Raw genomic sequence first — 24,190 nt, forward strand, 5'->3', positions numbered from 1 at the left:
AAAGAATTGAGGAGACACCCATGCGCAACCAATCCGATAGCTTTGCCACCCGTGCCATTCATCATGGATACGACCCGATGGAAAATGAGGGATCGCTTGTTCCTCCTTTGCATCTGACATCTACCTTTGCTTTTGAAACGGCCGAGGCCGGTGGTGATATGTTTGCGGGTGAACGGGCAGGGCACATCTATTCGCGCATTTCCAACCCGACGTGTGATCTGCTGGAAAAGCGTATCGCGGTACTAGAAGGCGCAGAGGCCGGGTTGGCACTGGCCTCGGGCATGGGCGCGATCACCTCTGCGATCTGGACTTTGGTGTCTCCTGGGGACGAGGTTATCTTGGATAAGACCCTCTATGGTTGCACGTTCTCCTTTATGCAGCACGGGCTGGCTAAATTTGGCGTCACAGTCACCCATGTTGACCTGACCAACCCAGAAAATCTGTGCGACGCGATGAGCGAAAAGACAAAGGTTGTCTATTTTGAGACACCGGCGAACCCGAACATGCGTCTGGTTGATATTCGGGCAGTTTCCGACATCGCGCATCAGGGCAATGCTACGGTGATTGTTGATAACACCTATGCAACACCGTATCTGACCCGTCCGATTGAATTGGGTGCTGATCTAGCACTGCATTCAGCGACCAAATACCTTGGCGGTCATGGTGATGTTGTTGCTGGCCTGCTGGTTGGTAGTGCTGAATTAATCCAAGAAATTCGTCTGTATGGCATGAAGGACATGACTGGTGCAGTTATGGCGCCTTTCAACGCGATGTTGGTGCTGCGTGGCTTGAAGACACTGGAACTGCGAATGGACCGTCACTGTTCCAGCGCCCAGGCAATTGCTGAAATGCTCGAAATGGCGCCGGGTGTGCAAAAGGTTTGGTATCCGGGTTTGCCAAGCTTTGAACAGTACGATCTGGCCGCACGTCAGATGTCGCAGTCCGGCGGCATGATTGCTTTTGAACTAGAGGGCGGGCTAGAGGCCGGCCGCGCCATGATGAACAAACTGGAACTGATCACACGGGCCGTGTCGCTGGGCGATGCGGAAACCCTGATCCAGCATCCAGCCAGCATGACCCATTCCACCTACACCCCAGAAGAGCGGGCCGAGCATGGTATCAGCGAAGGCTTGGTGCGATTGTCTGTTGGGCTGGAGGGGATCGACGATATTCTGGCTGATCTTCGTCAGGCCTTGCCGCAAACACCAATGTCCAACGCGGCGTAAGCAAGAAGAAAGAGGGGGAGAGGCATGACTGAACACGAAACGCATCTTAAAACCATTGAACAACGGTTGCTTTGGTTGTCACATTGGATGATCCACAACGCCAACCACATCCGGCCCAAGTCGGATGGCATCAAGGTCGGCGGTCATCAGGCTTCGTCTGCGTCGATGGTATCGATCATGACTGCGTTGTATTTCTCGGCGCTGCGGCCTGAGGATCGTGTGGCGGTGAAACCGCATGCCTCTCCTATCTTTCATGCCATTCAATATCTGATGGGCAATCAGACCCGTGAAAAAATGGAGAACTTTCGTGGGTTTGGTGGTGTGCAAAGTTACCCCTCGCGGACCAAGGACATCGACGATGTTGATTTCTCAACCGGCTCAGTTGGACTTGGCGTTGCGGTTACGTCCTTTGCGTCGATTGTTCAGGATTACACTCAGGCCAAATCTTGGGGCGAAGATCTAAACCTTGGTCGGATGGTTGCACTGGTAGGTGATGCCGAGCTGGATGAGGGTAACATTTATGAAGCTCTGCAAGAGGGCTGGAAGAACGACCTGCGCAATTGCTGGTGGGTGATCGACTATAACCGCCAGTCGTTGGACAGTGTGGTGCGCGAAGGCCTGTTTAAACGGGTCGAGCAGATTTTTGACGCTTTTGGCTGGGATGTTGTCCGGGTAAAATACGGCCACCTTCAGAAAGCTGCATTCAAAGAACCCGGTGGAGAGGAGTTGCGCAGCTGGATCGACAATTGCCCCAACCAGCTGTACTCGGCGCTGACCTTTATGGGCGGCTCTGTCTGGCGTGAACGCCTAATGGAAAGCCTGGGCGATCAAGGTGATGTCACGGCCCTGATTGCTCGTCGTAGCGACGACGAATTGGCGGCGCTGATGGAGAACCTTGGCGGTAACTGCGTACAGACCATGGCAGAGACCTTCGAAGCAATCGATCATGACCGCCCGGTCTGTTTCCTTGCCTATACCGTCAAGGGCTGGGGTACGCCAATTGCCGGTCACAAAGACAACCACGGCGGGTTGATGAACAAAACCCAGATGGCAGAATGGCAAAAGCACATGGGTGTTGAGCCGGGGCAGGAGTGGGAAAAGTTCGCCACTGTAGCCGACCCTAAGGCGTTACAGGAATTTTGTGATCAAACAGCATTCTTTGCCAAAGGTGCACGTCGTTATCATGATGATATCATTGACGTGCCGACCATTGAATTATCTTCTGATCGCGACACCTCGACACAGATGGCCTTTGGTAAGATCCTAGATGATCTGTCGAAAGGTGACAGCCTGCTGGCTGAGCGCATTGTGACCACTTCACCTGATGTCACCGGAACCACAAACCTGGGCCCTTGGGTGAACCGGCGCAAACTGTTTGCTCGCACCCATCAAGAGGACACCTTCAAGGCGGAAAACATCCCGTCGACTGCGAAATGGGAATTCGCGCCCAATGGCCAGCATATCGAACTGGGCATCGCCGAGATGAACCTGTTCCTGCTACTGGCTGCAGCTGGGTTGTCGCATTCAGTGTTTGGCAAGCGTCTGATCCCAATTGGCACGGTCTATGACCCTTTCATTGCTCGCGGTCTCGATGCGCTGAACTACGCCTGCTATCAGGATGCGCGTTTTATGATCGTGGGTACGCCATCGGGTGTTACTCTGGCCCCAGAAGGTGGTGCGCACCAGTCTATCGGCACTCCGCTAATCGGGATGTCACAGGACGGGCTGGCCGCGTTTGAACCTGCCTTTGCCGATGAATTGGCTGTTATCATGGAGTGGGCTTTCGCCTATCTGCAAAAAGACGGCGGAAGCGACCCGGATGAGCGCACATGGCTGCGTGATGAAACCGGTGGCTCTGTCTATCTTCGTCTGACGACCAATCCGATTGAGCAACCGGGTAAACGCGTCGACGAGGATTTCCGCCAAGGGGCTATCGACGGGGCATACTGGCTGAGAAAACCCGGTGCCAATTGCGAGATTGTAATCGCTTATCAAGGGGCTGTGGCACCCGAGGCAATCAAAGCGGCTGGGATCATCGGCGAGGGACGCCGAGATGTTGGGGTCTTGGCCGTGACATCCGCCGACCGGCTGAACGCAGGTTGGACAGCGGCACAGAGGGCACGGTCAAACGGCAACGCCTCTGCCTGCTCTCATGTCGAGACGCTGCTGAAGGATCTGCCGCGCCATTGTAAACTGATCACTGTCATTGACGGCCACCCTGCAACGTTGTCTTGGTTGGGTTCAGTTCATGGCCATCAGACGGTGCCGCACGGTGTTGAACACTTTGGGCAAACAGGATCGATTGGTGACCTATACAAGCATTTCCGCATTGATGCGCAGGCACTGGTTCGATCCGTTGATGGATTGACCAAGGGGCGCACAATTCCTTACCTATCGGCGGCGTCGTAATGTTGGATTTTGACTACTTGATCGCCGAATTCGGTGAGACCGCTTGGCTCAATATATAAACCAACGCATGTCGGAATTCCTGCAGCTAACTCATAGTTTTAACCAAACTGTTTGCTAGCGGGCCTTGGTTGTGTGTGCTGCACTGTCTAAACGGGAATTGTCTCGGAAATGAATTTTGTAGGAAGCTGTTTTGTAAACGGCGATGCCTCTAGCGTGGATATCACATTGATTATTGCAATGTAGTTCAAGACAGCAGGTGCAACCAAGATAAGGATCTAGTTGCGCCTGCTACTATCTGCATCGATTAGTACATAGTGTAGAGAGCGTTTTACCGCCCTCATTGTAAACCGTGCCTAGAGCTCGACGGCCTGAATTTCGGTGCTAAGCGTGACAATACGGTCCAATTGCGCCGAGATCCTGCCCTGAAAAACGCCTAGCTGATCGATGATGGCGGTTAATGCCTCTCCTTCGGTGGGCAGCCGGGCGCTCTCGATTTTACACAAAACACGTGTAGAGCTGAGCCCAAGGAAATGGCGATGCATGACTTTGCAGGCATTCAGGATGCGGTCAGCCTCGGAATTGACATTCATAAAACCCGCGCGCGCGCGCTCTCGCTGGTCAGATTCGAGTTTCGCAAGGATATTGCGCTCCCCCTCCATGGAAATGCCATCAATAGTGCGGCGCTCTTTGTTTAACTCTGTAGTACACTCGACCAAAATTCGGGCCACGCATTCAACGAACATGCTGTCGTTCACAGCACTTTTGATTGAAGCAAAGTTGCTTTCCTCGCCCAGAACGTGGGTCGCAAACCAATCCGACATGGTGCGCGACATTGTCCCGTAGTTCTGAGATAGAACCGTCACTGGTCCACCGGCAGGTTCGATGCGGGATGCGATGACACGCAAGTTATGTGGGATGGTTCGCATGGCTTCAAACTCTTGAACCAGAGCATCTGTTTCCTTGGTCAGATCCTCAGAATTCTGAAGCATAGATCGGAAATCTTTGATCTTCCGATCTTCTTCATTCTTCAGTCCAGCATCTCTTGCCATCAATTCTTCGGTCAGTGCATGAGCGGCAAAGCTGTGATAGTCGGGAAAGCCAAGTTCTTTTAGCCTGTCGAGAAGGCGTAGCGCACTGTCTTCTGGGCTCAGGCCTTCTTTTTTCTCGGCCGCCAGAAGATCTTCATATTCAGTGACGATTTTTGTGAATAGAGGGCTGGTAGGCTTGATGCGTGCAGATAGAAAACCATCTCCGCAAGGCACTACAACTGCAAATACCCAGTAATGCAGTCCGTCTGCTGCTTTGTTTTTGACATAGGCCCCAATGACTTCACCGGCCTTCAAAGTATCCCAGAACACCTGAAACACGCCGCGTGGCATGTCAGGGTGGCGGATCATCTTGTGTGGTTTGCCCAACAGATCTTCGGGCTGATAATCTGACACACGCTGGAAAACGTAGTTGAAGGCACGTATGACACCGCGATCGTCAGTACGAGAGAAGAATACTTCGCCCAAACCAAATGGGGCTTCACCAGAAAGTGGTCGGCTTTCTTTACGACGATCCTGAAAAGACAATTTTTTGATCCGATTCTGGTTATGTTGTTCGCCATAACTCTTTAATGGACATTCCTTCCAAAACTCTTAACTTACAATCATGTGGGGAGTGGGGCGTCGCTCTTGATTTGGTCCATAACAATCTGGCTTTGAACCCTTGCTACAGCTGGATGTGGTAGTAGGACGTCATGCAGCAATGCGTTCAATCCGGGCAGATCTGCGCAATATACGCGTAAAAGGTAATCGGCGTCTCCGGTCATCGTCCAGGCAGAGGTGATTTCGGGCCGCGTGCTGATCAGACGGGCGAAACTGGATGACTGTTCCGGACCGTGGCTGCCCAGGTGAACTTGTACAAACCCTTGGATCAAAAGCCCTATTTTTGTTGCGTCAAGCCGCGCAAAGTACCCTTGAATATAGCCCTCGTCTTCCAGCCTTTGGCGACGTCTTCCTGCCTGGCTGGGGGAAAGATTTAGCAGCTCACCCAGTTGCTGAGCAGTCAAATGTGCGTTCTCTTGTAATGCTGCGAGTAGGGTCGTGTCTGTGGGGTCTAGCATTTACGTATCTTCGTCAAAATTTTGGATGAAATCGACATTTTTGCGCAGTTAGTGCCTACATTATGCAGGAAACTTTGCAAATCAACAGCTTTCGCGCGGGTTTTGATCTTTTTATGCGAGATTGTGCAACCAAGTGGAAAACCGCCGTTTAACATTGTTGGATTTCGTCACCTTCCTAACCCTATAAATAATTGTTTGCGCGCAAATGAAGTTGGTTTTATCGTTTATTTTGTGGTGTGGATGCAATTATCGGTTGAGCGTACTCGCTCTAGCGGAAATTTAATGTCAGACTAAACAAGTTAACAGAACTTTCGGTTTCACAACGTCTGGGCGTCAATAGAACAACGTTAGAGGCCAAGTTTGGGCGATATGCTGGGTGATATCACTTTTTGAGGGGCGTTTTTGCCTCTCAGCTTCTGAAATGCCAACTTGTGGGGATTGTTTGCTGATTGGTTTCAAAACCGCATCAAATTGCTTGCATAAAAGCAGTAGGAAACTCGTTGCATCGGATAGTTCAACGTCGTCGTTCAACAAATCCCGGGGCGCTACCCGTTGGGAATTTTCAAGGTCACGTTGCGACCGCCTTTTTGGTAGCGTAACTCAGCATCTCCGATGGCCACTACCTGACCCCCATCAATTCTATCGCCGACTTTGACCTTTTTGTATCGCCCCGAGGACAGCCGAACCAGCGCGCGGCGATTAGAGGGTTTTCCATACACGCCGATCAAATTTACCTTACGCAGGTTAATTGAGTTCTCCATCGTAGCCTGCCTTGCGACCGATGCAGAGGTAGGGATCGACGGCGTTACAGTGGCAGGGGCCACCGACGAAGGCTGATTGAGAATGCCGGCAGTGGAAGCCGAAGCCGAGGCAGGCACATTATTATTGGTGTTCCGCTGTGCTCGATCGACGAGATTGGCAAAGTTGGCCGGTCGTGATCTGGGAACAGTTGATGTGGCGATTGCTTGTTCTGTAGTGGGGAGGCTGTCTTCGTTGGCTGGTCTTGAACTGGCTGGCCGAGACCGAGGCCGCTTTTGTCCCAGTTCAGCCAAGCTGAGACCTCCTAGCTGTGCGCGTTCTGCCCGCTCCACCAAGTCATCAGGGCGCGCACGTGGCCGAATTCTTGCCAATACTGCCTGTTGTTCACTTACCTCAGCTTCGGCCTCTGGGTCGGGGCGACTGGGCGTGGGTGGGGGGACGCGACTGGGACGGCCCAAGTAGACCATTACTCCGTCAGGGTTCATCGTACCTTCAGGAGTGGCGCGTACCAAACCACGTTCGTCTAAATCGAACGCACTGCCGGCTGTAGCTGGAGAAGTGATTGAATTCAGTGCTTCGTCGGTGGTCAAAGTATCCGGCAGTGGCAAGGCAACGGCATCTTGCGACAGATCAGTATTATCAATCGATGCAACATATAGGTCATCAAGGCTAATTACTGCCGGCAATTTCGGAACCTCAGGCACGCGCTGCCAAATTCCTACTGCTGCATACTGAGCGGCCTGGGAAGGCTCTGTAACGGTAGGTGTCTGCGGGCCGTTTTCGACGCCATCAGATATGGCTTCGACGTCCAGATCTGTGCGGGTTGGCTCACGCAGTGCGCCAAGAACGGCAATGTCGGGACCCGTCAGCGTTTCAGCGAGGGGGGCGGTTGCGACAGGGCTAGTAGCCCTATCTGTCAGGTTTTCTGGTAGTGCGCTGACCTGAGGGACAATGATTTCAAGCGGTTGGTCCGGTGTCGCCTCAATTTTTGGGACAGCAAGTGACGGGTCGGCGTCAGGCGGTTTGGGCGGCACGATTTCTTCGACTGGCGACGGGGCAGAAATGGCGTCTTCAGCGCTAGTGTCCCGGTCAAAAGAAAGCCACGTAGTCTTTGAATAGATAGCCCAAGCGGCGACCGCAGCCATGAACAGCAACAAAGCTGCAACTAAAATGGGGCCGAGAAAACGGGGTTTGCCACCAACGTCCATGGGTTCACGTGACCCAAATGGAGAGTTGCCGAGCTTTCCGGGTTTCGCTGACTTAGCTGGAGATGGTTGGTTTCGAGTTGCCTTGCGGGGAGGATTTGATTTTTCCGGCGCAGTTTCAGGCTGCCGGCGACTTGTGAATGCAGTGTCGTTCCCAGATGGTTGTGGTGCAGCAGGAATTGGATCCCGGTCCGGGCCGGTGACGGTAGGCGTTGGTATCTGTTCTGGTGGTATTGACAGAAAAGGGTCGGATGAAACCCCCTCTGGAGGGTCAACGGCCTCAGCTGTGGGGGCCCGTATTGCCATTTCAGTAGGCTCGGGGGGGGCTGAATCGGCATCCTGAGAAGGGACCGGGTCTGAAGCTACAATTGGACTGCCTGCTGCCGGAGGTGTCCGGGTCGCGCCTTGCAGAACTGGGGCCCCATTAGATGGTTTGTGACGTCGGCTACTGAAAGCTGGAGCGGCAATTGGGGGTTCGTCGCTTGGAATGGATAGGTCAACCAAGTCAGTTTCGATGGGTTGATCAGGTGCCCCATGGCTGAATTGCGCCTCTGTGTCGGTGCTCTCAGAGATGTCGTCGATAGATGGTGCTGGTTCAGGATCAGGTTGTGACGCGGGAATTTCGGCTGGGCCGATATTCACCACAGCAATGCCATCGGGTTCTACATCGGTGCCTCTGATCGATCGGGTGGTGCCAAAGAAAGGCTCGCCCAAAAAGGCCTGATCACCGGGTGCGGCAACAAAACTTGTGGGGGCAAAGCCGTGACTGTCAGCAAATGACTCGGCCTCTTCCAAGGTCTCGATGGCAACAGCAGCTACGTGGGTTAATGGCCCGTCCTCTGACAGGTCAAAGGCCAGTTCGTCCACTGGATACGGTGTGGCGCCGTCCAGAGCTGCCAGTGCAAGGTCCATTCGAGCGTCGGCATCAACCGGGCCGGTCTCTAACGTAATGTAGCGGATTTGGCTATTTGGGACGATCAGCTTGCAGAATATCTTACCAGGAGCCAGCTGCACTGCCTTTGCGCGTAAACCCGCAAGTGCTGCACCAAGATCAGAGGTATCAAGAGCGACACTTCCGACCAGCCGCCAGCCTCCGGCGGCCCGGTGTAATAGGGAAATGCCATCCGGAGATAGCGATAGCGCAAAGCTTGGTTTCATTATGTGGTTTGACCATCCAAATCGTTTGTGCCCACGACGGTGTTGCAACCATGTCGTCCTGCCCCCCGTACTCTAGAGTATGGGAGGGCCGAGGAAAAGTAAAACACACATGATCAGCCTTGTAAGTGCCCAACTTTGCCACCATTTTTCTGGTTTCAGAAAGGATTTCCAAATGAAGTGTAATCGATTTGTTGTATCAACCCTGATGCTCGTGCTGTCTGGCGGCTTTGGGTTGGCGGCCGATTTACCTGCGCAACGGCAGATCTCGGTCACCGGCGAGGCCCAAATTGAAGTCCCCCCATCGTTGGCCATGATTACTTTGGGCGTCACCGACGAGGCCGATCAGGCGGTTGACGCAATGCGGACTGTGTCCAAATCAATGGTTGCGGTGATCGACCGGTTGCATCGGGCTGGTCTTGATCCAGATGATATGCAGACCCAGCAGATATCAGTCTCACCTAATTGGGCCCGAGCCGGGTCACTGAGCAGTAGTAACGATCGCAAAATTACTAGTTTTACGGCTAGCAACACTTTGCAAGTGCGGGTTCGGGACCTGGACAGTCTAGGAGAGATTTTGGATCAGGTGTTGCAAGCTGGGGCCAATGAGTTCCGGGGGTTGCAGTTTGGCGTTGCTGATCCAGCTGAGGTTCAGAACCAGATACGTGGCACAGCAGTGAAAGACGCCATTCGCAAGGCTGAACAATTGGCTGAGGCTGCAGAGGTTACTCTGGGTCCCGTTCTGTCGATAACTGATCATGGTGGCGGTGGAGGTGGTCGTCCCATGGCTATGGAAATGGCTCGCAGTTCGGCAATGCCGGTTGAGGCAGGACAGTTGAGTTTTTCTCACAATGTTTCGGTGGTTTTTGCCATATTACCGTCTGAAGAAGTAAAATAAAAAAGGCCGGGAACATCGCCCGGCCTCTTCCACATATTGTTTTGCATTATTTAGCCGCAGGCTTTGGCCAGCGCCTGGTCCAAGTCCGCGATCAAATCCTTGCTGTCTTCGATACCGATAGATAGGCGCACAACGTTTGGACCAGCCCCTGCAGCCTCTTGTTGCTCGGGTGACAGTTGCCGGTGTGTGGTCGAAGCAGAGTGGATGATCAGCGACCGGGTATCGCCAAGGTTAGCCACGTGGCTGAAGATTTCCAGTGCGTTCACCAGCTTGACGCAGGCATCATAGCCGCCCTTGACGGCAAAAGTGAACAGCCCGCCGGCGCCTTTTGGGTAGCAGCTTTTGGCGCGGTCGTAGTAAGGCGACGACGGCAGCCCTGCGTAGGTCACATAGTCAACCCGGTCGTCATTCTCTAACCAAGTGGCAACCGTTTCAGCGTTTTCCACATGGCGCTGCATCCGCAAGGATAGGGTTTCAATGCCCATCAGCGTATAGTGCGCTGCTTGTGGGTTCATGGTCATGCCCAGATCCCGCAGACCGATGGCAATGCCGTGAAAGGTGAAAGCCAACCCGCCAAAAGTCTCGTGGAACTTCAGCCCATGATAGGCTGGTTCCGGTGCACTGAGAGAGGGGAACTTGTCGTTGGCAGACCAATCGAAGTTTCCTGAATCAACAATACAGCCACCTGTAACGGTGCCGTTGCCTGTCAGGTACTTGGTGGTCGAATGCACGACCAGTGTTGCGCCTTGTTTGATCGGGTTACACAGATACGGTGTCGCCGAAGTGTTATCGACGATCAATGGAATGCCAGCGGCATCCGACACATTGGCCAGTGCACGAATGTCGGTGACATAGCCGCCCGGATTGGCGATGGATTCACAGAATACCGCGCGGGTGTTTTCGTCGATTGCGGCAGCCACCGCATCCAGATCGTCGGTATCGACAAACTTGGCTTCCCAGCCAAAGCGCTTGATAGTCTGGCTCAGCTGCGTAACCGTGCCGCCGTACAGGCGGGTCGAGGCCACGACATTACAGCCCGGCTGCATCAGTGGAAACAGAGCCATGATTTGAGCCGCATGGCCCGAAGAGCAGCATACCGCGCCTACGCCACCTTCCAAAGTAGCAATCCGTTCCTGAAGAACAGCCACGGTGGGGTTTGTTAGACGCGAATAGATGAACCCGACTTCTTGCAGATTAAACAATGCTGCCGCGTGGTCTGCATCGCGAAACACATAGGCCGTTGTCTGATAGATCGGCGTCTGGCGTGCACCAGTCGCTGGGTCAGGCTTGGCACCTGCGTGAATTTGCAAGGTATCAAAACCATGGGTGGGGGCGTCGGTCATCGTGCTGTCTCCCTAAACAAATAACGTATTGGTCGGGCACTAAAACACTCGATTGCCTAGCACAACGCAAGCGTGAACACACATTTTGAAACCGCAAAAGAACAGGAAGTCTAATTCTGGGGCTTACCGCATCCAGAATCCGGCCTTCTTGATTTGATTTCGGATCGCCTGTTCGCGTCGAGGCAGGTTTTCGCGATCAAACATTGCGCGCACTTTTTCGCCACGTCCCTGAAATACCATGCGTTTGATGGCGTCAGATCCCTTTAGCACCTTTTTCAGCTTGTTGGGGGCGCTTATCTCTTGCAGGACCTCGACAACCCGATCACTTTCGCGGGCGTAAAGCAGCGGCAAAAACCGATAATGGCAGCTGACATCCCCGTCCAGATATCCGGCTGGCAGGGTATCACGACCGCCACCAAAGGATTGTATCACCAGTGGCAAAACAATCTGATCCAGCCAAGGATCCAACGATTGCCCAATCAATTCGGGCGGTAGGTCATTGCGTACTGACTGGGCGTAGACCAAAAAGCGCTTTCCAAAGGCCCGTGGGCAGGCACTGTAGAAGAAACCAGCGTTGAAATAGAGATACCGTTGCCAGTACTCATCTGGTTGGGTCAGGTCCAAGCTGCTGTCAAAGTCGAGCCCAAACCGGGTGTAAAGAGAACGCCAAATCTCGGTGTATCCGGGGCCATAGAGCGTTGGTTTCGGCCAAGTTCCTTCGCGGCGCAGTGAGGCAGAGGGACGAGAGAAATCAAAAGGCACCGACATTAGATCACCGGTGATCAGGGTGTCAGTATCAAAGAACACAAACGGTTCGCCCTCGGGCATTTCTTTTAGGGCCTCGATTTTGTTGCCGTAGGGGTAGTCCTGCCCAAACACAGTGTTTTCAAACGGCAGAATTTCAGCCCCTAACTGTTCTAGCGCCTGCAGGACTGCCATATCGCGGATACTGGGGTCATTGTCCCAGTTTGGGCCGCGCTGCGGCACGGCGACAAACAGACGGCCGTCAAAATCGGGCGAGCAGTGGCGTAGCGAGGCAGCAAACAGCAGGGCCTCATACTGGAGGCGCCCTGATTGACCTACAATCATCACGTTAAATGAAGTTTTGCCCATGTCGACCTCGTGTTGCAGCCTTGCCAAGGACCACTGTTCTCTGTTGGCACGACTATAGATGTGGCAACACCGGTCCAAAAGTCTACAATCGTGTCACAGCGAGATTTTCTTCGCATAGTTGCAAGTATTGGAGTTTGAAGGAATGTTTGATCTTTTTGTGGCTGTATTGGCAGCAGGGATACAGTCAGCAAGTGGTGGGAGTGTGTCGACAGGGTCCGTGACTGTCGCGCCTGTCGAGGTGCCGTCTCAGCCAACTGAGATGGCACTCGTTGCAGAGCCGCAGGTGCCTTCTGGTCAGTTCACCACCGCAGTTGAAGTGAAACCCATACTGGGAATGACCAAAGGAAATTGGATTTCAGTCCGTGAATTTGACGGACAGGATCTTCTCTATGTTACCCATCTATGGGCTTGGCGCTGTGGTTTGCTGGAAATGAAGCTGGGTATTAATGGGGCTACACCCGAAGTTTGGCCCTTGCCTGAGTGTCATTTGGATCAGGGTGCACCCAATGGGATTACGGATGCAGATGGCCTGCCGTACCGCAGTTTTGAACTTGGGTCAGTCAACCGGATCGAAGTTCACATCACCTATGACGATCTGACAAAAGAGCAGGTGATATTCAACCGAATGGGGCAGCCGCAGAACTGAAAATGCGCTGTCCTGCGGTGCGCTATGTTTCAGGCGTTAGTCAGGTGTTGCCAACGTCATGACGGGCCACCGAAACAGATTTAACGATGGCATGACACGGTAATCCGGGTTCAAGATGCAACGCATTTGCTGACCGTTGGGTGATGCGCGCCAATAGTAGGTCGCTTCCACATCGCATTTGAACGACGACACCTGGCCCTCCACCCGAGCGGATGTCGGTAATAGTGCCTGACAGGACATTCAGTGCGGATAAACCTGCCGGCAAATCGCGCGACAGGATCACATCCTGCGCCAGAATTCGAACGCGGGTACTAGCAGTGGGTGGTAGGTTGATCTGTGGCAGGAATAGTCGACCACCCGACACAGACAATTCTGTCAGCCCATCGTTGTGATGTTCCTTTACTTCGGCAGGTAGAACAGAGCCCGCTTTTCGAATGCCGAGTTGGCGCACCATTGCAGGATCTGAGAATACTTGCTCTGTTGAGCCAGCCTGAACCATTTTTCCATTCTCTAACACCACTACCGTTGTCGCCAGCCTTGCGACTTCGGCGACTGAATGGCTAACATAAAGAATGGGGACGCCAGTTGTATCGCGAAGCTGCTCCAAAAAAGGTAGGATTTCATCCTTGCGCGCAGAGTCGAGCGCGGCAAGAGGTTCGTCCATCAGCAGCATTCGTGGGTGCGATAGCAGTGCGCGTCCGATAGCTACACGCTGCTTTTCGCCGCCAGACAGAGATCCCGAACGACGATGCAGTAGGGGAGTAATGCCGAGCAGTTCGGTGATGTCTTCTAGGTTTGGGCCTGTGCTTTGTTTGGGTGCAAAGCGCATTCCGTAGGTTAGGTTTCCTTGCACAGTAAGATGTGGAAACAGGCGCGAGTCCTGGAAGACATATCCCAGTCGTCGGCGGTGCACCGGCACATTAATCTTGGCGTTGCTATCAAACAGAACCTCTGACTGTGTGGCTATTCGTCCGTCATTCGGTGTGAGTAGACCTGCGACTGCATTGATGACTGTTGTTTTGCCAGAACCGGATTTCCCAAAAAGAGCGGTAATCCCATTGGGAGCCTGAAATGCTACATCAACAGTCAGGTCGCCGATTTGGTGGCTGATATCTACAGACAGGCTCATCGTCCACTGATCCGTTTTGCAGCTTTGCGGGCCAGCACTTCGGACGCAATCAGCGCCGCCATGGCAACTACAACTGAAACAATTACCAGCTTCAGGGCGTCGGTTTCCCCGTCTGGTACTTGCAAGAAACCATAGATGGCCGATGGCAGGGTTTGGGTTTGGCCAGGGATGTTGGACACAAAGGTGATGGTCGCGCCAAACTCACCCATAGCCTTGGCAAAGCCAAGAACGGCCCCGGCGATTAGCCCTGGCAGAACAAGGGGCAGGGTGACCGTTGCAAAAACCCAGAAGCGCGACGCCCCTAGTGTGGCGGCAGCCTGTTCCAGCTTGGGGTCTACGGCCTCTATCGCGAGCCGGATCGCACGAACCATCAATGGAAACCCCATAATGGCGGCTGCCAGCACCGCACCCGTCCAACGAAATGCCAAGACCAGTCCAAAGGTTTCTTCCAGCCACGCCCCAAGCGGTGCGCGACGGCCAAAAGTAATCAGCAAAAGGTAGCCGGTCACTACAGGCGGCAGGAATAATGGCAGGTGGACCAAGGCATTCAGTGATTGCTTTCCCGCGAATTGCCAGCGTGCCAGAGCATGAGACACCAATATTGCAAACGGCAGGTTCAAAAGCGTCGCCCAAAATGCAACCTTCAACGACAGGCCTAGAGCCCACCATTCCTCTGGGCCTAGCCAGCTGCTCACGGTTGCTCCTGTGGGTCAGAGAACCCGTGTTTGGCAAACACCGCCCGTGCCGTCGCGCTGTTTAGAAAGTCATATACTGCTCGCGCGTCAGCGGTGGTCGGATCAATCAGGGCCATAGGGTAGTGAATCGGTGTATGGCTGTCGGCCGGGAACAGACCGAGCAACCGAACATCAGACGAGGCCCCCAAATCGGTCGCATAGACAACCCCAATCGAGGCTTCGCCTGAAGCAACCAGCCGTAGCGCGGCACGTACATTGTCAGCCTGCGCAATTTTACCTTTAATGCCATCCCAAGCACCCAGCGCCGATAGGGCCTGTTTTCCATAGATACCCGCAGGAACAGCCTTGACCAGCGCCATTGCCAGAACACCGTCGCCAATTGCGGTAGCCAGGTCAAAACCGGGGGCAGGTGGTAGTTGAACTGTAGTGTCCGGCGCGGCAACAAGCGCCAACCGATTGCCCAAAAGGTCGATGCGACTGTTTTCGATCAGAAATCCGTCACGCTCCAGAATATCCATCCAGCTTTGGTTCGCAGAGATGAATAACTGTGCAGGGGCGCCTTGCATAACTTGCCGTGTTAGCGAGGAGCTACCGCCATAGGCAATGTGTATGGTGTCACCCGGATATACCTTGATCAATTCGTCCAAGGCACTTTTCAAACTGGCGGCGGCAAAAACCGTGACATCCTCGGCGGCAAGGGCGGCTGGAATTAATGTCGCGCAAACTGCCAGGGTTGAGGCAAGGCGGCAAAGAGGGCGGATTAACGTGATCATACAGGTTAGGGTTCAATCAATGTGACGCCTGGGATGCGCTGAAGGTGATACATGTCCTCGTCGTAGAGTTCGGTCAGATCGTCCACCAGCTCGTCGGTCCACCCGGCCATGTCCAACTCTTCCTCTAGTGCGTCTTCCAGCGCAAATTTGTCTAGAAAAGCAGAATAAACACGGCGTTTTTGCATTTCGCTCATGTCGCCATGGGCCGCCAAGTAGCTGCGCAGGCGTGTCATGCCTTCGGTAGATAAAATAGTAGAGAGTAAATCGAGGTCACCTAAGATCGCTTCGTTTGGTTCAAGACCGACCATATCACGCAGGATTTGCCCCCAGATCAATGGCATATCCTCATAACACCAAACGGTTATTGCGATATCTGGCACATCTTGGCGCAGTCGGCCCATCATTTCCGACCAACGAAGTTGATGTGGGTCTGTTTGCTTTCTGACTTCTCGTAGTCTCTGCTTTGAGGCCTTTTTTAACAGGGCGGGTAAAAAACCAGCCGGGTTGCGCATCCCCATAAAAAGCTCGATTTGATCGTAAGGGAACAGCTGTTGCAGGTGCTGCATGCGCTGCACAGCCTCTGGATACAGTCTGTTATTCTCTAGGGCGCTGCGCTGTGATCCAAAGAAATGCGGGTTTGATAGCACCACCCGATCAGCTTCCTCTTCGTCAAGAATGGCATCCCACAACACATCTCGTGAATCTTCTGCCGGTTCGCCGGCATTCAAAGCAGCAAAACACTCTTTCAACAGGCTGCGATACTTGCCTGGACCGGGTACAGCTACACCGCGTTTGGAAAACTCTTCCTTGTTGCGCAACAGACTTTTCAGCAGGCGGTCTTCTTCGGTGGCATGAGCACCCGTATGCACAATAACCTGCATCTTAAAGTTTGGTCCTTCGTGTTATCGTCAACTTGTATTGACTAAAGCGCCCAGCTTGTCAGGTCAAATTTGTAGTCCAAGGAAGGTCGCTTTCAAAAAAATGCATTCGAAGTGCAATAACATTGCTTTTGCCGCTTGCACACTTTTGGAAGAGCCGGTAATCCGTGCCTCGGAAGCCCCTATAGCTCAGCTGGTAGAGCAACTGATTTGTAATCAGTAGGTCCGCGGTTCGAGTCCGTGTGGGGGCACCATCAATATTCATTTAAGCAATATATATCAATTGGTTAGACTGCTAAAAACTATTGTAGCCCCACTCCTAGACCCACTTAAGATTCATGATACCCTGACGCTCCTCGACCTTCCCGCATGTCTCTTTTGTGAGGCGCATGGCAAAAGTCGCCATGGATGCCGACAAAAGAGGCCGCCCTTTCCAGCTCTATCCACCGCTCTGCAATGGCTAGCGCTGGAAAGGGCGGATAGCTGGTCGTTATTGTCGCCGGTGATTTGATGCCAAGTAGTATCAGAATCAATAGTGACAATCAGGCTCCGAACCTGAAGGTCGTAGGTTCAAATCCTACTCCCGCAACCAATAAAACAAGGCCTCACAGCGATAATCCGCTCGAGGCCTTTTTCTTTGTCTACTCCAGCGTATGCCCCTAGGATACCAGCCGGGTCACCCTGTAGGGTGATGGCGTAGCCGCGCTACGCACAGGCGTCTGGACCTCCGCAAGCTGGCCGTGATCCATCCTATCCCGAGGAAACTGAGACAGGCCCGATAAGAAAGTCGTTTGCCCTCCTTTACGTGACCGCTTTCCGCTATCGACCACGCTTATGAACGCCTCCTCGCGTTGGGATGTTTTCTATGAGGAGTACATCATCAGACCCATACGAGCCCATCAAGACAAGTTTCAAGGCCGAACAATCAACTGGAAAACAAGTCTCCAAACTGTTCTCGCAACAGATTTTTCTGCACTTTCCCCATCGTGTTTCTGGGCAGCTTGGGCAGGACTATCAGTTTTTTTGGATGCTTGAAGCGAGCCAGAGACTCTCCAACGTTTCTGCTAATCGCATCTAGGTCAGGTCCAACCTCGTTTGAGGCAACCAGAAAACCTACGACGGTTTCACCAAAATCCGGATGCGAAACGCCGACAACCGCGCTTTCCAGCACGCCGGGTTGTTCATCCAGCACCAGTTCGATTTCTTTGGGGTAGATGTTGTAGCCGCCGGAAATGATGAGATCCTTGTTGCGGCCAACAATTTGGACGTAACCATCTGGGTCAACCACGCCTAGGTCGCCTGTTATGAAAAAGCCGTCGCCTCTTAGCTCTTCGGCGGTTTTTTCTGGCATCTGCCAGTAACCTTGGAAGACGTTTGGTCCGCGGACTTCGATTTGGCCGACTTCACCATCGGGCAGGGTTTCGCCACTGGCGGAATCGGTGATTTTCAGCTCGACCCCCGGCAGGGGCATGCCAACCGTTCCGGCGCGTCGCTCACCATCATAGGGGTTTGACGTGTTCATATTGGTTTCCGTCATGCCATAACGTTCCAAAATGCGATGGCCGGTGCGGCTTTCAAATTGGATGTGGGTATCTGCAAGAAGCGGTGCGCTTCCCGAGATGAACAGACGCATGTGTTGTGTCAGGGCCTTGGTAAACCGGGTGTCGTCGAGCAGGCGGGTGTAGAAGGTGGGAACCCCCATCATCGACGTGGCTCGGGGCATGTTCTCGATAATCTGATCAGGGTTGAATTTGCCCATAAAGATCATCGATCCACCGGCCAGTAGGGTTATGTTTGAGGCGACAAATAGTCCGTGTGTGTGGAAGATCGGCAGAGCATGGAGAAGCACGTCTTGATCAGTAAATTTCCAATAGTCGACAAGGGTCTCAGCGTTGGACAGCAAGTTCTGCTGGCTGAGCATGGCGCCCTTGGAGCGGCCTGTGGTGCCAGAAGTATAGAGGAAGGCGGCAAGGTCATCGGGGCTACGTGTAACTGTTGGAAAGCGATTGGGCATGGTTTCAGCCTGCGCGCTTAGTGTGCCAACCCCATCCGCGTCCAGTGTTTCCAGCTGCGCCCCGGCGGATTGTGCGATGGGGGTCAAAGCGGTCTCGTTGGCAGTGTCGCAGATCAGAAGTTTGGCACCGCTGTTTTCAACGAAATAGGAAACCTCGGCTGCTGTATAGGCAGTGTTCAAAGGCAGAAAGACGATGCCAGACTGAACGCAGGCGGCATAAATGGCCAGGGCCTGGGGTGACTTTTCGATTTGAACGGCCAGCCGGTCGCCCGGTTCGACCCCGGCGTCGCGGAATACATGGGCATAGCGCGCTGCCATGCTCAGAAAGTCGTTATGAGTAATTGCGCTGCCATCTGGAAGGTGCAGAAATGGCGTTGTCTTCCCGGCATAGCGACCAAAGAGAGTGTCGTAGAGAGGGTTGGTCATATATGGTCCTCATGTGTCTTTTTGTTCGGCGGCCGCGCTTAGCGCGGTGACTTCGGGGGAGGCGACAACGTCTTGTGCTGAGGCAAAACGTTCGTGGTTTTGAGAAATTAGGGGCAGGTCATAGAGGTAATTGACCATTGTGCCACCGGATTGTGTGAGGCCGTTTTCCGATAAGTCTGCGCCGGAGTGTACGGCATGGACAAGGGCGCCGTTGCCGAGGTGGAAGCGGGCAACCGGATCATAGGGGGTACCGTCAGCGCGTTTAGCGTTCAGCAGGTAATGTGCGGCGATCTGGCGTTGTTGGTCTTCGGGCAGGGGGCCGGTTTGCGCGCCGGTCTCATCCAGCCAGCGGTTGAGGCTGGGGATCGGGGACAAGGTGACGAAGGTTTTAAGATTGGGCAGTTCGCGCGACAGATCGGAGACCACTTGTTTGATCAGCGAGTTGCCAAATGAAATCCCCGCTAGACCGGCTTGACAGTTGGAAATTGAGTAGAAAACGGCGGTGTCGGCGTCTTCGGCGGCGATATTGTCTCGCTCGTCCGCCAGTAGGCCTTGGACCGAACCAGGGATGCCTTGGGTCAGGGCTACCTCGACAAAGATCAGGGGGTCATCCGGCATGGCAGGGTGGAAAAAACCAAAACAGCGTCGGTCTGCTGGTTGCAAGCGGCGGCGCAGGTCATCCCAGCTGTCGATGGCGTGCACGGCCTCATAGGCGATGATCTTGTCCAGAATATCGGCCGGGCTTTCCCAGCTGATCGGGCGCAGGACCAGAAATCCGCGATTGAACCACGAGGCGAACAGATGGCGCAGGTCCAGATCAACCACAGCCAGTTCGGGGTGCTTGCGGGCCAGTTTCAGCAAATCCCTGCGCATCTCTACCAGTTGCTTGGTCGCGCCGGGAACCTGATTGAGCCGACGGGCCAGTTCTTGTCTTTGGGGTTCTGATGCTTCCATGAACTGGCGGTAGTTGGATTTGGAGGCCTCAAGCGCATAAGCCTCAAGTGCGCTTTTGACTTGGTTGGGGTCGATGCCCAATTGTGTGGTCAGGAAGTCAAAGAAAGCCTTTTTGTCGTCCTCATCCATTGCCCCATAGCTGTCCAGAATATGCCGGGCAAGGACCATGCCTGAGACCTCGCCCGAACTGCTCAATAAGTCGGTGCACAGTTCCTCGATCGTGCGTCTTTGGTGATCCGGTTCCGAGGCACCGCGGTAGCGGCGCTCAAAAACCGTGGTCAGAAGATCCGCAAGAAAGCTCACTGCCGTGCCCCCATAATGGCGTCCGGCAGCCAGGTTGCAAGACCGGGGAACAGGCACAACAGGACAATGGCCACTACCATACAGGCCACAAAGGGTAGGGACCCTAAGAGGATGGTTTTTAGTTGGATGTCGGGTGCGATGCCGCTGATCACATAGAGGTTCAGACCTACTGGCGGGGAGATCAGGCCGATCTCCATGTTGATGGTCAAGATCACCGCAAACCAAATGGGGTCAAAACCAGCTGTGATGATGATGGGCAGCAGGATCGGTGCCGCCATCAGGATCACCGCTACGGGCGGCAAAAAGAACCCGGCGATCAGCAGGAAAACGTTGACTGCGCCCATGAGTACCCAGCGGTTAACATCCAGAGTGCCAATCCATTCGGCGATGGATTGGGTGATGTAGAGGCTGGACAGCATGTAGGAAAACACGCCAGCGGCAGCGATGATGAACAGGATCATCACACTTTCCTTGGTGCTGTCACGCAGGACCACCCACAGATCGCGCGGATGCCACAGCTTGTAGATCGCAATAGCAATGATCAGGCACAGCAGGGCACCGACAGCGGCGGTTTCTGACGGCGTGGCGATGCCGCCATACATGGCATAGAGCACACCCAGAATGATCGCCAGAAAGGGTACCACTCGGGGCAAGACTTCAAAGCGTTCTTTCCAAGTATAGCTGCGGGCGCTTAGCAGGTTGGTGTCACCCGATTTCCAGGTTGAATACAGTGACCAGGCCATGAACAGACCGACTAGCAGTAGACCCGGAAGCACGCCGGCCAGAAACAGGCGGCCAATCGAGGTTTCAGTGGCAATTCCATAGACAATCATGGTGACCGAGGGCGGGATCAAGATTCCGAGCGTGCCGCCAGCGGCAATAGATCCGGCGGCGACGCCATCCGGGTAGCCGCGTTTGCGCATTTCGGGGATGCCCATCTTGCCAATGGCAGCGCAGGTTGCCGGGCTGGAACCGGACATTGCGGCGAACAAGGCACAGGCGCCAAGGTTGGAGATGACCAACCCACCCGGAACACGGGTGAGCCAGCGTTCCAATGCTTCGTACAGATCGGCACCTGCCCGGGTTGAAGAAATGCTGGCGCCCATGATGATAAACATCGGGATCGAAAGCAGGGCAAAATTATCCAGTTTGCCGAACAGAATTTCCGGCATTAGTTCTAGCGAGCGCATGCCGTCAAAAATCACCAGGAACCCGCCGGAGACAATTAGCAAGCCGAGGGCAACAGAGACTCCGGAAAACAAAACCAAAATGGTGGCAACGGCGACAATGGCGCCCAAAATTAGCGGATCCATTCAGCGATCCTCCAGACCAAAGGGTTGATCGATTTTGAGAATAACAGCGACCAGATCGGCGATCAGTTGCAACAGAAACAGGGCAAAACCAACGGGCAGCGCCAGATAAGGGATCCACAGACGCACACCCCAAATGGTGTCGGAGCGCCAGCCACGCGCCCAAGCGAAATGCCAGTATTCATAGCCGTACCACAGCATGATCGCGACGATCACAATCGATGCGGACAGGGTCAAGATAGCCAAGACCTTGCGGGCCGGTTTGGGCAGCATCAGTGGGATCAGATCGACATTCACATGGCCACGCAGGCGTTGCACGTAGGGCAGGCCAACCAAAGTGGCTGAGATCACCAAATAGATCACCGCTTCGGTCTGCCAAACGGTTGAGCCGTTCAGGACAAAGCGGACAAAGATCATTTGGCAGGTGATGGCCACGGCGGTGACAATCATTGCCGCCGAGACCCATCCGGCGAGTGTTGAAATAGCAGCCACAGCGCGCAGGAACGGATTGTTCCCTGCGTGCGCTACAGCGGCTGAGCTATGGCCAGCCATTCCGTCTTCCTTTGATATTCGGGGGTAGTTTGGAAAGGACGCTGCATGACATGCAACGCCCGATTTTTATCACTCGACTGCGAGCGCCAGATCCAGCAGGGCCTGTCCGTCTGGGACTTCCTCGACAAATTTCTTGTACGAGGTCTCCTGCGCAATGGCGCGCCATGCGGCAAAGTCTTCAGCTGTCATTTCAGCGATCTCGACACCGGCCTCTTCGTAGGCCGTTACCGAAGCAGCATCCTGTTTCTTAGCTTCTTCCAGATAAAACGCCTCAGCCTTGGCTGCGCCTGCCAGGATGGCAGCCTGCTGTGCTTCGGTCAGTCCATTAAAAGTCGATTTGTTCATCAGGAGTGGCTGATACATGAACCATAGAGCAACATCGCCGGCTGGGGTGTAGCAGCTGACCTGCTCGTAGATACGATAGGAAACAAAGGACGAGGACGAGGTGTTCGCCGCGCTCAGAACTCCGGTCTGCATAGCGTTATAAATCTCGGACGAGGCCATCGAGGCAATCGAGGCCCCAGCACCGGCCAGCATCTGTTCAAAGGATTTGCCAGCTGCGCGGGTCTGAAGGCCTTTGACGTCATCTGGGCTGGTGATGCATTTGTCTTTGCCAGCAAAGCCACCGGCCAGATAGCCGTGTACCAGCACCATCACATCGTCATCGGCCATCTTGGCCTCGAGTGCTTCCATGAAAGGCGAGCTGGACAGGCGAGCCGCATGGTCATGGTTTTTCACCAAGCCAGGCATCAGCGTCAGGTTATATGCGGGCTGCTGGCCGCCGGCATAACTGAGCGGCAAAACGGTCATGTCCAATTGGCCCCGGCTGAGTGGCTTGTACTGCTCACGCGGTTTGAACAGGGACTTGGAGCCAAAAATCTTGATGTCCAGATCCACATCGGCGGCGGCTACTTCATCCGCGACGATCTGCGCCACTTGGTGACGGATGTCTTTATTGGACCATTGATGGGATAGCCGGAGTTCCGTTGCGCCAGCCGCGCCTGATAGGGCCAGCACTGCAGCGGTTGCCGCTGCGGTAAGCAAATTCGTCTTCATGTTATCCTCCCTGGATTCTCAGTTGTTCACGCTCTGAGTTAATGGGGGGATTGTTGGTCGTTTGGAATTCAAAGTCAATATTCTTGTATACAAGAAACTCAATCTTGCGCGCACCTTGGGCGTCTGGTATCCAGCATTTATGGAAATTCGACGTGCAGATATGATTGCGGATGAGCTGGAAGAGCTGGTTTTTTCTGGTGAATTTCAGGATGGGGACCGGTTGGATGAGGTTAAACTTGCAACCCAGTTTGGTGTCTCGCGCACACCGCTTCGCGAGGCGTTTCAACGCTTGATTGCCTCGGGGATGGCGGAACAAATCCCACGTCGCGGTGTTTTTGTACGCCAGCCTGGTCCGGTTGAGCTGATGGAAATGTTTGAAACCATGGCCGAGATCGAGGGAGTTTGCGGACGTTTGGCTGCGCTTAGAATCTCAGAAGAGGCGATTGATGTGCTGCTGGAAGCGAACAAACGGTGTCAGCAAGCAATCGACCACAATGATATGGACGACTATTATCGTGAGAACGAGTATTTTCATCACTTCATTTACAAACAATCTGGCAACAGCTTTCTAGAGCAGGAAGCTCTGCGTTTACATCGCCGTCTGAAACCTTTTCGCAGGCATCAGCTTCGTGCGAGAGGCAGGATGGCCCAATCGATGGCTGAGCACGTCGCAATTGTATCGGCGTTGCAAGCTGGGGATTCAGAAACAGCCACCCAGGCCTTACGCGGGCATGTCGCAATACAGGGTGAGAAATTTCATCTCCTGATTTCGAGTTTGAAGACTTCCAAGGGGTAGGAAACCGAGCCAATGTGGCTGATCGTCTGGCGCGCCGCAAGCGAAAGTCAGACACCAAAGGGCGGATGCTACAGCCCTCAAAGCATGAGGAGGCCAAAACTATAAAGCGCTCGAGCGGAGAAACGAAAGCAACAAGCGGAGGTCGAGGACATACCATCAGTTGGCCACGTCTATCGTAAAACAAAACCGTGGTGCGGAGTCCCTCCCAACTGTATTTCTATCGTGACCCAATGGGCAACTCACAGTGGAATCATGCTCCCGCAACCAAATTTAAAACCACAATAACAAATCGATAGCGCCCCAAGGGGCGATGCTTGCGTTCGGGTTCGAAGTCTTGTGTCCGACTGTGTCTGACGTCAGCACCTGTGGGTATTTGGGAAGGTTTAGCATCAGGAGGATTTCTGGTTCATCGTAACCGTCAAGGAGTGAAGATGAACAAGAAA

General features: G+C 53.8%; 20 protein-coding genes and 1 tRNA gene. 6 read left to right on the top strand and 15 right to left on the bottom strand.

Annotation, left to right across the window (positions count from 1 at the left end):
* The first annotated feature begins 20 nt into the window (after positions 1 to 20).
* Positions 21 to 1,226, top strand: coding sequence for a methionine gamma-lyase (locus tag DL239_RS18185; RefSeq protein ID WP_167685523.1), 1,206 nt, complete (start codon positions 21 to 23; stop codon positions 1,224 to 1,226).
* A 24-nt stretch (positions 1,227 to 1,250) separates the two neighbouring features.
* Entirely contained in the window at positions 1,251 to 3,635 is a 2,385-nt protein-coding gene (locus tag DL239_RS18190) for a thiamine pyrophosphate-binding protein (RefSeq protein WP_167685524.1), read from the top strand.
* A 353-nt stretch (positions 3,636 to 3,988) separates the two neighbouring features.
* Here the strand turns inward: DL239_RS18190 and DL239_RS18195 are convergent, their stop codons facing one another.
* The 4 genes from DL239_RS18195 to DL239_RS18210 form a co-directional block, all read right to left on the bottom strand.
* Positions 3,989 to 5,209 (bottom strand): PAS domain-containing protein, encoded by a 1,221-nt coding sequence (locus DL239_RS18195; RefSeq protein WP_167685525.1) that lies wholly within the window; start codon positions 5,207 to 5,209, stop codon positions 3,989 to 3,991.
* 77 nt (positions 5,210 to 5,286) lie between these two features.
* Positions 5,287 to 5,742, bottom strand: a complete 456-nt coding sequence (locus DL239_RS18200; RefSeq protein WP_167685526.1) for an Lrp/AsnC family transcriptional regulator — start codon at positions 5,740 to 5,742, stop codon at positions 5,287 to 5,289.
* Between the two features lie 333 nt (positions 5,743 to 6,075).
* Positions 6,076 to 6,273, bottom strand: a complete 198-nt coding sequence (locus DL239_RS18205; RefSeq protein WP_167685527.1) for a hypothetical protein — start codon at positions 6,271 to 6,273, stop codon at positions 6,076 to 6,078.
* Positions 6,274 to 6,287: 14 nt separating this feature from the next.
* Entirely contained in the window at positions 6,288 to 8,864 is a 2,577-nt protein-coding gene (locus tag DL239_RS18210) for a hypothetical protein (RefSeq protein WP_167685528.1), read from the bottom strand.
* Between the two features lie 172 nt (positions 8,865 to 9,036).
* Between DL239_RS18210 and DL239_RS18215 the strand changes: the two genes are divergently transcribed.
* Positions 9,037 to 9,759, top strand: a complete 723-nt coding sequence (locus DL239_RS18215; protein ID WP_167685529.1) for an SIMPL domain-containing protein — start codon at positions 9,037 to 9,039, stop codon at positions 9,757 to 9,759.
* A 50-nt stretch (positions 9,760 to 9,809) separates the two neighbouring features.
* Here the strand turns inward: DL239_RS18215 and DL239_RS18220 are convergent, their stop codons facing one another.
* Together DL239_RS18220 and DL239_RS18225 are read right to left on the bottom strand one after the other, a co-directional pair.
* A complete protein-coding gene (locus DL239_RS18220; RefSeq protein WP_167685530.1) occupies positions 9,810 to 11,102 on the bottom strand; it encodes an O-acetylhomoserine aminocarboxypropyltransferase/cysteine synthase family protein in 1,293 nt (430 codons plus the stop codon).
* 123 nt (positions 11,103 to 11,225) lie between these two features.
* The gene (locus DL239_RS18225; RefSeq protein ID WP_167685531.1) at positions 11,226 to 12,215 is read right to left on the bottom strand and encodes a GT-B fold glycosyltransferase domain-containing protein; all 990 of its coding nucleotides are present in this window, start codon (positions 12,213 to 12,215) and stop codon (positions 11,226 to 11,228) included.
* A 142-nt stretch (positions 12,216 to 12,357) separates the two neighbouring features.
* Here DL239_RS18225 and DL239_RS18230 point away from each other — a divergent pair, with 142 nt between their 5' ends.
* On the top strand, positions 12,358 to 12,861 hold the full coding sequence (locus tag DL239_RS18230; RefSeq protein ID WP_167685532.1) for a hypothetical protein: 504 nt from the start codon (positions 12,358 to 12,360) through the stop codon (positions 12,859 to 12,861).
* A gap of 40 nt (positions 12,862 to 12,901) precedes the next feature.
* Here DL239_RS18230 and modC read toward each other — a convergent pair whose 3' ends face one another.
* The 4 genes from modC to DL239_RS18250 are packed head-to-tail and all read right to left on the bottom strand — an operon-like array spanning position 12,902 to position 16,339.
* Positions 12,902 to 13,990 carry a molybdenum ABC transporter ATP-binding protein gene (gene modC, locus DL239_RS18235; protein WP_167685533.1) on the bottom strand — a complete coding sequence of 363 codons (1,089 nt, stop codon included), beginning with the start codon at positions 13,988 to 13,990 and terminating at the stop codon, positions 12,902 to 12,904.
* On the bottom strand, positions 13,987 to 14,685 hold the full coding sequence (gene modB, locus DL239_RS18240) for a molybdate ABC transporter permease subunit (RefSeq protein ID WP_167685534.1): 699 nt from the start codon (positions 14,683 to 14,685) through the stop codon (positions 13,987 to 13,989). Before modB ends, modC begins: the two co-directional genes overlap by 4 nt.
* The gene (gene modA, locus DL239_RS18245) at positions 14,682 to 15,458 is read right to left on the bottom strand and encodes a molybdate ABC transporter substrate-binding protein (RefSeq protein WP_167685535.1); all 777 of its coding nucleotides are present in this window, start codon (positions 15,456 to 15,458) and stop codon (positions 14,682 to 14,684) included. Before modA ends, modB begins: the two co-directional genes overlap by 4 nt.
* Before the next feature lie 5 nt (positions 15,459 to 15,463).
* Positions 15,464 to 16,339 carry a hypothetical protein gene (locus tag DL239_RS18250; RefSeq protein ID WP_167685536.1) on the bottom strand — a complete coding sequence of 292 codons (876 nt, stop codon included), beginning with the start codon at positions 16,337 to 16,339 and terminating at the stop codon, positions 15,464 to 15,466.
* Positions 16,340 to 16,514: 175 nt separating this feature from the next.
* Between DL239_RS18250 and DL239_RS18255 the strand changes: the two genes are divergently transcribed.
* Positions 16,515 to 16,590: transfer RNA gene (locus DL239_RS18255), tRNA-Thr, on the top strand.
* Between the two features lie 671 nt (positions 16,591 to 17,261).
* Here DL239_RS18255 and DL239_RS18260 read toward each other — a convergent pair.
* The 5 genes from DL239_RS18260 to dctP form a co-directional block, all read right to left on the bottom strand.
* Positions 17,262 to 18,776 (bottom strand): malonate--CoA ligase, encoded by a 1,515-nt coding sequence (locus tag DL239_RS18260; RefSeq protein WP_167685537.1) that lies wholly within the window; start codon positions 18,774 to 18,776, stop codon positions 17,262 to 17,264.
* 9 nt (positions 18,777 to 18,785) lie between these two features.
* Complete coding sequence (locus DL239_RS18265; protein WP_167685538.1) at positions 18,786 to 20,033, bottom strand: malonyl-CoA decarboxylase; 1,248 nt, start codon at positions 20,031 to 20,033, stop codon at positions 18,786 to 18,788.
* Positions 20,030 to 21,346 carry a TRAP transporter large permease gene (locus DL239_RS18270; protein ID WP_167685539.1) on the bottom strand — a complete coding sequence of 439 codons (1,317 nt, stop codon included), beginning with the start codon at positions 21,344 to 21,346 and terminating at the stop codon, positions 20,030 to 20,032. Before DL239_RS18270 ends, DL239_RS18265 begins: the two co-directional genes overlap by 4 nt.
* Positions 21,347 to 21,895: a TRAP transporter small permease gene (locus DL239_RS18275; protein ID WP_167685540.1), complete on the bottom strand. Its 549-nt coding sequence runs from the start codon at positions 21,893 to 21,895 to the stop codon at positions 21,347 to 21,349.
* Positions 21,896 to 21,964: 69 nt separating this feature from the next.
* Entirely contained in the window at positions 21,965 to 22,951 is a 987-nt protein-coding gene (gene dctP, locus DL239_RS18280; RefSeq protein WP_167685541.1) for a TRAP transporter substrate-binding protein DctP, read from the bottom strand.
* Between the two features lie 139 nt (positions 22,952 to 23,090).
* Here dctP and DL239_RS18285 point away from each other — a divergent pair, with 139 nt between their 5' ends.
* Positions 23,091 to 23,747: a GntR family transcriptional regulator gene (locus DL239_RS18285; protein WP_167685545.1), complete on the top strand. Its 657-nt coding sequence runs from the start codon at positions 23,091 to 23,093 to the stop codon at positions 23,745 to 23,747.
* Positions 23,748 to 24,190: the final 443 nt, after the last annotated feature.

Source organism: Parasedimentitalea denitrificans (assembly GCF_011813015.1).
In the GTDB taxonomy this organism is placed as follows: Bacteria; Pseudomonadota; Alphaproteobacteria; order Rhodobacterales; family Rhodobacteraceae; genus Parasedimentitalea; species Parasedimentitalea denitrificans.